This is a genomic window from Candidatus Providencia siddallii, assembly GCF_964026685.1.
Classification (GTDB): domain Bacteria; phylum Pseudomonadota; class Gammaproteobacteria; order Enterobacterales; family Enterobacteriaceae; genus Providencia_A; species Providencia_A siddallii_A.
In genome coordinates, this window is sequence record NZ_OZ034688.1 from 426,607 (window position 1) to 440,127 (window position 13,521).

12 protein-coding genes are annotated in these 13,521 nt (G+C 19.8%); 4 read left to right on the forward strand and 8 right to left on the reverse strand.

Annotated features, from left to right (window positions below; translation table 4 throughout):
- Nucleotides 1–134 precede the first annotated feature (134 nt).
- A complete protein-coding gene (gene folA / locus AAGD61_RS01815; RefSeq protein ID WP_341764754.1) occupies nucleotides 135–638 on the forward strand; it encodes a type 3 dihydrofolate reductase in 504 nt (167 codons plus the stop codon).
- A gap of 8 nt (nucleotides 639–646) precedes the next feature.
- On the opposite strand, the gene apaH is transcribed toward folA, so the two are convergent.
- The 5 genes from apaH to lptD are packed head-to-tail and all read right to left on the reverse strand — an operon-like array spanning nucleotide 647 to nucleotide 6,917.
- A complete protein-coding gene (apaH, locus tag AAGD61_RS01820) occupies nucleotides 647–1,465 on the reverse strand; it encodes a bis(5'-nucleosyl)-tetraphosphatase (symmetrical) ApaH (protein ID WP_341764755.1) in 819 nt (272 codons plus the stop codon).
- Between the two features lie 17 nt (nucleotides 1,466–1,482).
- A complete protein-coding gene (rsmA, locus tag AAGD61_RS01825; protein WP_341764756.1) occupies nucleotides 1,483–2,286 on the reverse strand; it encodes a 16S rRNA (adenine(1518)-N(6)/adenine(1519)-N(6))-dimethyltransferase RsmA in 804 nt (267 codons plus the stop codon).
- Nucleotides 2,267–3,268, reverse strand: coding sequence for a 4-hydroxythreonine-4-phosphate dehydrogenase PdxA (gene pdxA / locus AAGD61_RS01830; RefSeq protein ID WP_341764757.1), 1,002 nt, complete (start codon nucleotides 3,266–3,268; stop codon nucleotides 2,267–2,269). Before pdxA ends, rsmA begins: the two co-directional genes overlap by 20 nt.
- Nucleotides 3,269–3,271: 3 nt before the next feature.
- Nucleotides 3,272–4,534 (reverse strand): peptidylprolyl isomerase, encoded by a 1,263-nt coding sequence (locus tag AAGD61_RS01835; protein ID WP_341764758.1) that lies wholly within the window; start codon nucleotides 4,532–4,534, stop codon nucleotides 3,272–3,274.
- 46 nt (nucleotides 4,535–4,580) lie between these two features.
- Nucleotides 4,581–6,917, reverse strand: a complete 2,337-nt coding sequence (gene lptD, locus AAGD61_RS01840; RefSeq protein WP_341764759.1) for an LPS assembly protein LptD — start codon at nucleotides 6,915–6,917, stop codon at nucleotides 4,581–4,583.
- Between the two features lie 385 nt (nucleotides 6,918–7,302).
- Here lptD and rppH point away from each other — a divergent pair, with 385 nt between their 5' ends.
- From rppH to AAGD61_RS01855, 3 genes are all read left to right on the forward strand, one after another.
- On the forward strand, nucleotides 7,303–7,794 hold the full coding sequence (gene rppH, locus AAGD61_RS01845) for an RNA pyrophosphohydrolase (protein ID WP_341764760.1): 492 nt from the start codon (nucleotides 7,303–7,305) through the stop codon (nucleotides 7,792–7,794).
- A 169-nt stretch (nucleotides 7,795–7,963) separates the two neighbouring features.
- On the forward strand, nucleotides 7,964–8,821 hold the full coding sequence (gene lgt / locus AAGD61_RS01850; RefSeq protein WP_341764761.1) for a prolipoprotein diacylglyceryl transferase: 858 nt from the start codon (nucleotides 7,964–7,966) through the stop codon (nucleotides 8,819–8,821).
- Between the two features lie 14 nt (nucleotides 8,822–8,835).
- Nucleotides 8,836–9,687 carry a thymidylate synthase gene (locus AAGD61_RS01855; RefSeq protein ID WP_341764762.1) on the forward strand — a complete coding sequence of 284 codons (852 nt, stop codon included), beginning with the start codon at nucleotides 8,836–8,838 and terminating at the stop codon, nucleotides 9,685–9,687.
- 152 nt (nucleotides 9,688–9,839) lie between these two features.
- Here the strand turns inward: AAGD61_RS01855 and zipA are convergent, their stop codons facing one another.
- From zipA to bamB, 3 genes are all read right to left on the reverse strand, one after another.
- Nucleotides 9,840–10,679, reverse strand: coding sequence for a cell division protein ZipA (gene zipA / locus AAGD61_RS01860; RefSeq protein ID WP_341764763.1), 840 nt, complete (start codon nucleotides 10,677–10,679; stop codon nucleotides 9,840–9,842).
- Between the two features lie 226 nt (nucleotides 10,680–10,905).
- A complete protein-coding gene (der, locus tag AAGD61_RS01865; RefSeq protein ID WP_341764764.1) occupies nucleotides 10,906–12,288 on the reverse strand; it encodes a ribosome biogenesis GTPase Der in 1,383 nt (460 codons plus the stop codon).
- 60 nt (nucleotides 12,289–12,348) lie between these two features.
- Entirely contained in the window at nucleotides 12,349–13,518 is a 1,170-nt protein-coding gene (gene bamB, locus AAGD61_RS01870; protein WP_341764765.1) for an outer membrane protein assembly factor BamB, read from the reverse strand.
- Nucleotides 13,519–13,521 lie beyond the last annotated feature (3 nt).

Genomic DNA, 13,521 nt, shown 5'->3' on the forward strand with positions numbered 1-13,521 from the left:
CATATATTATAATTAACATAATAATTTATTTATATAAAAATTATTCTTTTTAATTATAATATATAAAATTTTAATAAAATAATAATAATTTTTATTAATATTTTATATTTTATAAAAATATTTTTGGTGAAAAAATGAATATTAGTTTAATTACAGCAATGTCTATCAATAAAGTAATTGGTATAAAAAAAAAAATACCATGAAATTTAACAAATGAGTTAGCTTGGTTTAAAAAAAATACATTAAATAAACCAATAATTATGGGACGGGTTACTTATGAATCTATAGGACATCCATTAATAAAACGCATTAACATAGTCATAAGCAATAAAAAACATATTAATAAAAAAAATATTTTTTGGGCATCTTCTATAAGAAAAGCATTAGAAATTGCAAACAAAGCTAAAAATCATAAAGAAATTATGATTATTGGTGGTAGTAAAATATATCAACAATTTTTACCATTAGCAAATAAACTTTATTTAACTCAAATTAATATTAAAATTCCTGGTGATACATTTTTCCCTTCATATAATATTAATAATTGGGATTTAATATATAATAAATATCATAAGGCTGATAAAAATAATACATATAGTTATTATACAAAAATATTTAAAAAAAATATTTTTAAATAAAAAATATTTTATTTTTTTTGATAAGATTTTTGATAATAAAATTTTTTTTTATCCCAATGATATAATGCTAAATACCCACCCCAACAGCAACCTCTATCCATAGCAAATATATTTTCTGGTGTGTATTTTCCATCTAATGAAGCTCAATGTCCAAAAAATAATGAATATTCTTTAGGTATTTTTCTTATAAAATAAAACCAAGGTTTAATAAATGAAAAATATTTTTTAGGAGTATCTTTATGAAACATATCAAGTTGTCCATCCAAAAAACAATAACGTAACTTTGTTAATGCATTTACAATAAAACATAACTCAGATAAACCTGATAGTTTTTTTGACCAATTAATTGATTCATAATCATATATTGAATTCACAAATAATTGATAATTATCACTAGATAATATATTTTCTATTTTTTTTGCACATATACATACAGTTTCAAGATCTCATTTAGGAAAAATTCCTGCATGAGTCATTATTATTTTTTTTTCTTTATCAATTTGTAATAACGGTTGACAACGTAACCAATTTATTAAATCATTAAAATCAGATGAATATATTATTTTATTAAAATTATGTTTATTTTTTATACAATTAATTTTAGAATATTTTTTTATCAAATGTAAATCATGATTACCAAGAACAATACGAACAGAAGATTTAAGTGATTTTATATAACGCAATACATTAAGTGATTCAGGTCCTCGTGAAACTAAATCACCTGTTAACCATAATGTATCTAATTGTGGATTAAATTTAACAAAATTTAACAATGCACATAATTCATTATAACAACCATGAACATCACCTATAATATATGTAGACATAATATTTCATGTAAAATTTATATAACATCAAGATAATTAGACATTTTACAATACTCTTCAAAAGAAATATTTTCAGCACGTAATTCTGGATTTATATTTAAATTAATAAGCTGATTGACATTAAAATACTTTTTTAAGCTATTTTTTATAGTTTTACGACGATTATTAAATGCTTGTTTTGTAATAAATTTTAATAAATTAATATTTTTAACAAAATATTGTTTTTTTTTATGAGGAACTAATTTAACAAAAGAAGAATAAACTTTTGGTATAGGAATAAAAGATGTAGGTAAAACTTCTAATATTGGAATAACATTACAATAATACTGTATGATTACGCTTAAACTACCATAATTTTTATTACCAGGTTTTGCTATTAATCTATTTACTACTTCTTTTTGTAACATAAAATGCATATCAAAAATTAAATTATTAAATTTAAATAAATAAAAAATTAATTGTGTAGATATATTATAAGGTAAATTACCAAAAATACGAATAGATTGCCCTTTTTGTTTTGCAAATAAACCAAAATTAAACATCATAGCATTTTTATGAATAACTGTTATTTTATTTTTTAAGAAACTATTTGATATTAAATATTTTACTAAATTAGAATCAATTTCTATAACTGTTATATTATTTATTTTATTGCATATAACTTTTGTCAAAGATCCAAAACCAGGTCCAATTTCAATAATAGATTGATCAGGTTTCGGATCTATAATATTAACTATATTTTTTATAACAAAATTATCAATCAAAAAATTTTGTCCAAAACATTTACGAATTAAATGTCCTTTATAAATTTGATTTTTCATTGATATTGAATACGATTTGAATCGCTAAATTTAATGCATTTAAAAAACTTTTAGAACTAGCTTTAGAAGTTCCTGCAAGATTAAGTGCTGTACCATGATCAACAGAAGTTCTAATAACTGGAAGACCTAAAGTAATATTTACTAATTCTCCAAAATTTTTATATTTTAATGCAGGAATACCTTGATCATGATACATAACCAAAATAACATCAGAATAAGTAAAATTTTTATATAAAAATAAAGTATCAGAAGAAATAGGTCCAATTAAATTAATACCATTAGTTTTTAATTTATTTAAAACTGGTTTTATAATATCTATTTCTTCTGTACCAATATAACCATCATCACCTGCATGTGGGTTTAACCCACAAACATAAATTTTAGGTGATTTTATATTAAATTTTAATTTTAATTCATTATTTAGAACAGTAATTATTTTAAATAAATTTTCTTTAGTAATAGCTTTAGATACATCTTTTAATCTTAAATGCGTTGTAACTAAAGCAACTTTTAAATATTTTGAAACAAACATCATAACAACATGTTCACAACAACTATACTTAGCAAAAAATTCTGTATGACCAGTAAAATTTATACCTGCTTTATTAATAATACCTTTATGCACAGGCCCAGTTACAATAGCAGAAAATTCTCCATTTAAACATCCATCATAAGATCTTAATAAAGTTTTAATTACATATGCACTATTTTTTACATCTAAAATACCAGTTTTTACTGGAACATTTAATTTAACAGGTAAAACGAATAATGTTTTAGCAATATGATTTTCATAAATAATATCAGATGAATATTCTTTTATTTTTATTGATAAATTTAATTGTTTACTTCTAATAAATAATAATTCGGGATCAATACAAGCTACTATTGGTACTGTTAATTTTTTTTGAATAATTTGTATAAGTAAATCTGGACCAATACCAGCTGGTTCTCCAGCTGTTATTATAATAGGTTTAATTTTCATTTTTTAAATAAAATTATTAAAAATTTTTATGTATGAAGTGGAAACTTGTTCTTGAATCCAGTTTTCTACTTCATCATTTAATTTACGATTAAATAATATATTATATGCTTCTTCATAATTGACAAATTTTGTTTTATTAATACTACGTATATCTTCTAATTGAATTAAATGCCAACCTATATTTGTATTAATAGGTTTACTTAATTCACCTTTTTTTAATTTTATTAATATATCAAAAAATTTTGGATGATATATTTCAATCATATTCCAACCTAATTCACCTCCTTTTGACGAAGTATTTAAATCTTCAGAATATTTTTCCGCAGCATTTGAAAAAGAAATATTACCATTCAAAATTTCATTAGAAATTTTGAATAATTTTTCTTTTACTTGTTCATCATTAATTATCGGGGATACTTTTATTAAAATATGACGTACTTTTGCTTCAGTAACAAATATATTTTTATCAACAAAAAATATATTATTAATACGAAAAATACTATATCCAGCATTTGAAAATATTGGACCGATAATTTCACCATTTTTTGCTTTTTTTATTTTCTCTAAAATTTTAATAGGTAATTTTTCTAATTCTAACAAATTAATTTTTTTTATTTTTAACACATTAGGATTTTTATAAAAAATAATTCTTAATTTATTTAAATCAATATTATTTTTTAATTTATTTAAAATATTTTTTAATAATATAGTATTCAATCGTTTTTTATCTGTTTTTTTTGAAAATGAAATTAAAATATGATCAATATCAAGTTTTATTTTATTATTTTTTTTAAAAATAATTTGTTTTATAACAGTATCGACTTCTTTTGGAGAAATTATAATTTTATGTTTAACTGCATCAGTTTGTGTTTTATAAATTAATATTTCTTTACGAATTTCTTCAGTATATTTATTTAAATCGTTTTGTTTTTTATTTATTATACTATTTTTATTAAATAATCTTTTTATAATAGAATCAATTTCTTCTTGAAGAATATTAATTTGCATTTGTTTTGCTTTTTGTAAAATAATACGTTCTTTTATAAGTTTATCAAGAATTTGACTACGTAAAATATATAAATTATAATCCTTTTGATTTATATTTTTCATAGTTATTTTAGATGTATTAATTATCTTATTAAGTTCGCTTTCTAATATAACTTCATTATTAACAATTGCAATAATTTTATCTATTTGTTGTGGTGAACCAAACGTTTTACAACTTATTAATATTAATATAAAAAAAACAATTATATAATTATTCATTATAATCCTATAAAATTATCAACAAAAAAATATTATTTTATTTTTTTTAAAAAAGTAAACGATATGGAATTATACCTTTATTGAATAATTCTTGTTTATTTAAATTTTTTTTATTATCAAATCCTTTAAGTTCTACATTTATTAATATTTTATTATAATATTCACTATTAAAATTTTTATTTTTCCAAACAATTTTATTTTCATATCCTAAATTGATTAATAAACACGAAGTGTTATATTGTAAACCAAATAATTTACTAGATAATTGTTTTTGTTTTGTGTCAAAATAATAAGATCCAAAAAAATTCCAAAATTTATTTAAAGGATAATTTAATATTATTCCAAGTTGTGAAATATTATTTAAATACTTTTTTTTAACAAAATTATGATAATTATCATTAGTTGAATTTAAAAATATATTTTGAATATAATTATGATTAATAAAACGATAATTTAATTGTATTAATTGATTTGAATTTACATAATATTCAGCTGCTGAATTACCAAATGTTATATTACCTATATTTGAATCATATTGTAATTCTCCACGAATACCAAAGTTTTTATTTAATCTCCACATTAAATTACTTACTAATAAAATAGAATTCATATTATTATTATTTTTATTTTTTATAAAATTATTTAAATTTTCAATATCATATGTTTTTAGATTGTAAATTTGACCAATAGAAAAATTAAATTTTTCAAAAAAATATTTATCATATAAAGTAGTTTTTAAACCAGTAATAATTTTATTAGCAGAAGCTATTCGATCTAAACCGCTATAAATTTTATCACGAAATATACCAATATAGTCTAATGATAATAATGTTGAATCAAAATTATTTATTTTATTTTGATTTTTATATGGAATATAAATATATTGAATATGAGGTTCTAGTATATATATATATTTACTTCCATTAAAAAAATCACGTTCTAAAATCATTTTGAAATCACTTTTTAACATCGGTAAAATTCGAAATATATTTTTATTAAATTTTTTATTTAAATATATATATGATGAACTATTATTATATTTTGTAGTAAATAATTTAAAAGTATTATTTATAGTAACATATTTATTAGGAACAGTTATATTTAATTCTGGTTCTAAATGTAATCTTGTTGTATATATATCCTTATTACTAACATTAACAAATTTAGTTGCTTGCATATAAGTTTTAACGTTAAATATATTTAAATTATTTTTATAAAAATTAAAATCTATTTGAGGTTCAGTTTTATATACATATTCATCCGTATTTTCTGTAAATATTTGAAATTGTTTTTTTATAATTTTCGCGTTTAAATTATAATTAGAATAACCAATTACAAATTTTTGTTTAGTATAACCGTCTGTAGTGTCACCATACAAAGAACTAAAGTCTACAAAATATTGAAAATCACTAACTTTTGTATAATCTACAAAAAAAAATAAATTCTTTGAATAATTATCTTGGTTATCTAAATGCAACAACCATCTACTATTGTTATCACGAATATTACATTTTTCATATCCTTTATCTTTTATATATTTATAATCGTACTTTAAAAAATCAAAAACAATATTTCCTGTTTCTGTTTTTGTTAAATAATTAAATTTATTATTTATTTTAATACCACGATTAGTAATAAATTCAGGTGTTATAGTAGCATTAAAATTCTTAGAAAAATTTATATAATAAGGCAAAGAAAATTCTAAACCATTATTACTTGAATACTTTTCTATTGGAATCAAAAAACCAGTTCTATTTTTAGATATTGAAAATTTTATATAAGGACTATAAAAAATTGGCAAATAACCAATACGAAACTGTGAATTCCAAATTTTAACTAATTCTTTTTTATGGTCAATAATTATTTTTGAACCTAATATACTCCAATTATTATCTTTTTCTAAACAAGTAGTAAAAGTACAATTATCCATTATTGCAAATCTATTTTTATCACGTATTTTTATTTTTTTAGCTTTTCCTCTTATTTTATTATTTATAAATAAATATTCACTATTATTAATATCAAAATTTTTATTATTTAAATTATAAAAAGCAGATAAACCTTTTAAAAAAATTTGTTTATCGTAATAAATAACATTACCTGTTGCAAATGCTTTTCTAACAGGATTTAATTCTATTGTTTGTGTTAATTTTACGCTATCAGCTATTAATACTTGATTTTCTTTTTTTATATTAACATCACCTTTATAATTAAAAAAATTAGGATATTCGAAAATAAAATTTTTAGATGTTATATATATAGGTGAAATATTATTATCATTATTAATATTTTCTTTTGTTAATAAAGGAAATAACATACTTTCTTGTTTTACATTAGCGTTAGCATTTTGTAAAAGAAATATTCTTATAAAAAAAATAATCATAATAAATAAAATAAATATTTTTTTTTTAAAAAAAATCATATAATTCATAATATTAAATATTAAAAAATTTAAATTCATAAAGTTTATAAAAATATAATTTATCAATGTAAATTAATTTATAATCAAAAATATTTTATAAAAAATATTAACATATAAAATAAAGTATACTTTATAAACATAAAAGCAAAATAATTTTTTATAAAAATATTTCATTTTAATAAATAATTAATATTTTTTAAAATAAAATATTTACATTAATGAATTAAAATATTATACTGATTAATGATTAATATAATATTTTTACAATATCTATATAAAATATTTTTTTATTTATTCAGTTATATAATAACAAAAATAAAAAATATTTTTTTTTAGAGATAATTCAATGATTGATAATAATGGTTTTCGTAAAAATGTAGGAATTATAATCTGCAATCGTTATGAACAAGTATTATGGGCTCGTAGATATGGTAAATATTCATGGCAATTTCCACAAGGTGGGGTTGATTATGGTGAATCTAGTAAACAAACAATGTATCGTGAATTGTATGAAGAAATTGGGTTATTACATAATAATGTAAAACTTTTAGCATTTAACAATCATTGGTTATGTTATAAATTACCTAAGCATTTAATACGTTGGAATAAAAAACCTATTTGTATTGGACAAAAACAAAAATGGTTTTTACTTGAATTTAAATGCAATGAATCTGATATCAATATGCAAAATAATAAATCTCCAGAATTTGATAGTTGGAAATGGGTTAGTTATTGGTATCCTATCAGATATATAGTTTCATTTAAACGAGAAGTTTATAGATTAATTATGAAAAAATTTTCTTCAATTGTTATATCTTTAAAAACAAATATAAATTAAAAAACAAAAAAAATTTTTATTTAAATTTAATTCGCTAAATTACAAAATTTTTTATGATAATTAAATTAAAAATTTAAATTCTTGATTTAAGTATCATATATATCTTTTTTTAACTTAAATTATTTTAATATAAAATAAATATCTTATTTTTTAAATATTAATATAAATAATGGATAATAAATATTTAGAATTTCCTAATATTTCTCCAATAATTTTTTCAATTGGCCCAATATCTATTTATTGGTATGGATTAATGTATCTATTTGCTCTTTTATTTGCATTATGGCTTGCTAATCGACGTTCTGAGAAATATGGTTTTAAAAAAAATGAAATTGAAAACATAATTTATCTTGGATTTATAGGTATTTTTATAGGTGGGCGTATTGGTTACGTTTTATTTTATAATATCCAAGATTTTTTAAATGATAAATTTTATATATTTAAGGTGTGGAATGGTGGAATGTCTTTCCATGGTGGATTAATTGGAGCAATTTTATCAATTATGTGGTATTCTTATTATAAGAATAAACACTTTTTATATATTTCTGATTTTATTGTCCCACTTGTACCATTTGGTTTAGGAATTGGACGTATAGGTAATTTTATTAACGGAGAATTATATGGACGTTTTACACTTAATACACCATGGGCAATTTTATTTCCTAATTCAATAATTAAAGATATTGAACTTGCAATAAAAGATAATTCTTTATTTAAAGTTATCGATCAATATGGTGTATTACCAAGACACCCATCGCAACTATATGAAATGTTTTTAGAAGGAATTTTATTATTTTTTATACTAAATTTATTTATTTTAAAACAACGTCCAACTGGAAGTGTTTCAGCTTTATTTTTATTTAGCTATGCTTTTTTTCGTTTTATTGTTGAATTTTTCAGAGAACCTGATATACAATTAGGTTTATTTAATGGGATTAGTATGGGACAAATACTATCTATTCCAATGATTATTATTGGAATAATAATGTTTATTTTAAGTTATAAAAATATTTTATATAAAAAATAAAAATTTAAAAAAATATGAAATCATATCTTGATTTATGTAAAAAAATTATTAATGAAGGACAATGGATTAAAAATAATAGAACAGGAATGCGTTGTTTAACAATTATAAACGTTGATTTAGAATATGATGTTAAAAATAATCATTTTCCACTTATTACAACACGAAAAAGTTTTTATAAAACAGCCATTGCTGAATTAATCGGTTATTTACGTGGATATGATAGTGCAGCTCAATTTCGAAAAATTGGTTGTAACACTTGGAATGCTAATGCAAATAAAAATAAGGCATGGTTAAAAAATCCTAATCGTAAATATAAAGATGATATGGGTCGCGTTTATGGTGTTCAAGGTCGAAAATGGCAACGAGTAGACGGGACAAAATACGATCAATTAAAAAAAGTAATTAATAATTTAAAAAATGGAATTGATGATAGAGCTGAAATCATTACTTTTTTTAATCCAGGAGAAATTGAACTAGGCTGTTTGCGTCCATGTATGCATACTCATACTTTTTCTTTACTTAAAGATACTTTGTATTTAACATCATATCAAAGAAGTTGTGATGTTCCTATTGGACTTAATTTTAATCAAGTTCATTGTTTTGTTTTATTAATGCTAATGGCTCAACTTACTAATCATAAAGCCGGTAAAGCATATCATAAAATCGTAAATGCACATATTTACGAAAATCAATTAGATTTATTACAAAATATTCAATTAAAACGCAATCCTTTACCTTTACCATCATTAATTATTAATCCTAAAATTAAAAAATTAGAAGATATTGAAAATTGGGTAACTGTAAATGATTTTAGTGTACAAAATTATAAACATCATGAAATAATTAAATATCCATTTACAATATAAATATTTAATACTTTATATGTAAACTTAAATGTTTATACAATTTTAATTATATTTAAACTAATTTATTATAATGTATATGTTATTATTTAAAATTTTAAAAAAATATTTTTATTAATTATATATAAATATAATTAAAATTTATTTTTTTAAAATTACTTTAAATGTGTTTTGATTTTATCAAAATAAACTTTTATTTTTTGAGGAGTAATCATTCTTCGATCATCATCTAATACAATACCACCAACATCTGAAGCAATACATTGAGCTGATTGTAACATTAATTTAAAATTTTGTTCAGCTTCACCATAACAAGGAATAATCATAAATATAGTTACACCAAGAGTGGTTAACTCAAACATAGTTTTTATATCAAAATAACCTGGTTTAATCATATTAGCTAAACTAAACAAAATAGGACCACTACCAGATAAATTAACATGTCTATGAAAAATTTTTTTTTTACCAAATTTAAATCCAATTTGGATAATGCTTTTTAATAAAGAATCACCATGTAAAAGTTTGCCTTGATGAGCTGATACATGAAGAATTAAAATTATTTTTTCATTTTTTGTTAAATCTTCAATTTTTTTAAATTTTATTTTTTCTTTATTAATAAAACCTTCTTGTTTTTCATAATTTATTTTTATTTTTTCTTTTGGAATATTTATATTTTTATTTATAGAAAAAATTTTATTATTAATATCGCTATATTTTTTTTTATATATTTTATTATATAGAAGATTATTTGATAATGAAACTGAACTAAAACCAATATTTGTTTTAATGTTATCTTTAATTTCTGCTTGTGGTTTTTTATGTTTATATTTTTTATTAATTACTTTACTATTATCAATCGCTTTATTATGATTTAAAAATGTTTTATCATAAAATAATTTTGAACGTTCTTTACTGTTAGTCCATAAACCATGAAATAGCAAAACAATAATTGCTATTATAAATACGATTATTAAAATTAGTCGTAAATCTTGCATTTATTGTAATCTCTAAAATATTTAAAATATATTTATAAAAAAATATTTAATATATAATTATTTTATTTTATTTTTTTTATTTTTAATATTTATTAAATAACAATTTATTATATAAATTATTACAGTCTAATAGTTAAAAATATTAAAATCAATTAAAATAATTTTATTACTTTATCTTATTAACGTAGGTTAAAATAACATTATTTTTATTTATAAAAATAATGTTTTATTTATAATTCTTATTTATTTTATATACATATGGATTTTTATTTTCTTTAAAAGAAATAGTAATCAAAAAACCAAAAATATTTAACGAGCGTCTAAAAAAACAAATTAAATAACGTTTATAATTACAAGGTATATCATATAATTTTCTTCCATGAATAATTATGGTAAATGGATTTCTACTTCCTATATGTGCATATTTCATTTTTATTTTTTTTTTATAAATAAAAGGTAATGGATGTTTTTCTTCAGCTTTTTTCAAAATACGAGTTAATAGTGATGTTTTATAATTACTATTATATAAACTATAAGTTTCATTAATAGATAAAAACAAATCATCTATACCTTTTCCAGATAAAGCAGATACAAAATGAATCCTTATAAAATCAATAAAACTAAAACGTGAATAAAAATTATTTTTAATCAAATTAAAATTTAAAGATTTAATCTTATCTGATTTATTTACAACAATTATTAAAGAACGACCAGATTTTAATATAAAATTAGATAACAATAAATCTTGATTTGAAACACCTAAACAAGCATCAATCAACATTAAAACAACATTAGCATTTTTAATTGATTTTAATGTTTGGGATACTGAAAATTTTTCAATTATCCCTGTTATTTTAGTTCGTTTACGAACACCAGCAGTATCAATTAAAATATAATTTTGTTTTTTATAATTTGTTTGTATATAAATACTATCACGTGTAGTTCCTGGAATATCAGATGTAATAACACGATTTTCTTTTAAAATATAATTAATTAATGTAGATTTACCAACATTTGGTTTTCCAACAATTGCTATTTTTATATACGATATAATATCTTTATTATTTTTTTTATATTTTTTTATTCTATGATATTCTTTTTTTAAATTTAAAAGTACTTGTTGATTTTTTAATTTAAAAAAATACATAAAACAAAATTTAATCAATTCAAATAAACTTTTTTTATCTGAATTAATATAATACATATCACTAATTCCTAAAGTATAAAAATTATCAATAATAATATTGTTATTTACTTTATTAATAAGTAAATATATTTTTTTTTTAGTTTTATGTAAATATTTTGCAATATCCTTATCTGTTGATGTTAAACCTTCTTTTGCATCAACAACAAAAAAAATAATATTTGCTTCTTCTATTGCTAAAAAAGATTGTATAATTTCATTATTTTTTATATTTTTTATATTATCAATACCACATGTGTCAATAACTGTAATTTTTTTTCCTTTTAATGTGAAATTGCCATATTTTCTATCTCTAGTCACTCCATAATAATCAGATACAATTGCATCTTTTGTACGAGTAATCCAATTAAATAAAGTAGATTTTCCAACATTTGAACGTCCTATTAATGCTAATATAGGAATCATTGTTATTCCTTAATATAAAATAATATTTGTAATTATAATCAATTTTATTTTTATAAAAAATTAAATTTTTAATAAATAAACAGTGCCATTTTCTGTTTGAACCATCAATTTATCATCAAATTGTATCGGACGAATTTTAATTGCAGAATTATCTATTTTATTTATAGATACAAAATTACCATTAATAGTATTCAACCAATATAAATATCCTTCCTTATCGCCAAAAACTAGATAACCATTAAACATTTCCGGTGGAGATAAACAATTATTTATTAATTTATCTTGTATCCATAAAGTTTTTCCATCTGTTTTACGTATAGATAACACACGATCATTTAAATCAATGATGTAAATATTCTCACCTGAAATAATCATATCATTTATTGAAGATAAATTTTTTTTCCATAAGACTTCTCCAGAAAATATATCTAATGATAATAATATATTATCACAGGTAATCACATATAATTTACCATAATCAATAATAGGACTTGAATCTATATCATTAAATTTGTTAATAGTATTCATTTTAATTAATTGAAAAATATATTTTTTCCAAATTAATTCTCCTTGTGATAAAGATATTGCATTTATACTACCATCATCACCACAAACGATTATAGTTTCAAATGAAATAATTGGTGTAGATTCACCACGCAATGATAATAATTTCATAAATAAACTTACAGTCCATTTTATTTTCCCAGTTTTTATATCTATAGACTGTAATTGACCACTGTTTGTATATATAATTAATAAATTATTATAAACAATAGGTTTGGATAAAATTTCACCATTAACTTGAGTTTTCCAAAATATTTGACCGTTTTTTTTATTTAACGCAATAACAATTCCACGTTCAGTACCAATAATAATTTTATTATTATAAATAGTTAAACCACTAGATAGTAACGCAGATGTTTTTGAAGAAAAAAAAGAATTATTAATTGATAAATCTATATGCCAAAGTTCTTTGCTATTATTTATTTCGAATGCTTTTACTACACCTTCACGATTTGCTATATAAATAATTGAATCTTCCAATACTGGAGAAAGTTTTGAATAAAAATTTTTAGTTTTATTTTTAATTTTTTTTTTAAATAATATAGTTGGTGTAAATAAACTATTAAACTTAGATTTTTCAAATAAAAAAATTTTTTGCTTAACAGAACAACTTATAAATAAAATAAAAATTATTGATAATATTAAAGTTTTTTTATATAATTGCATAAT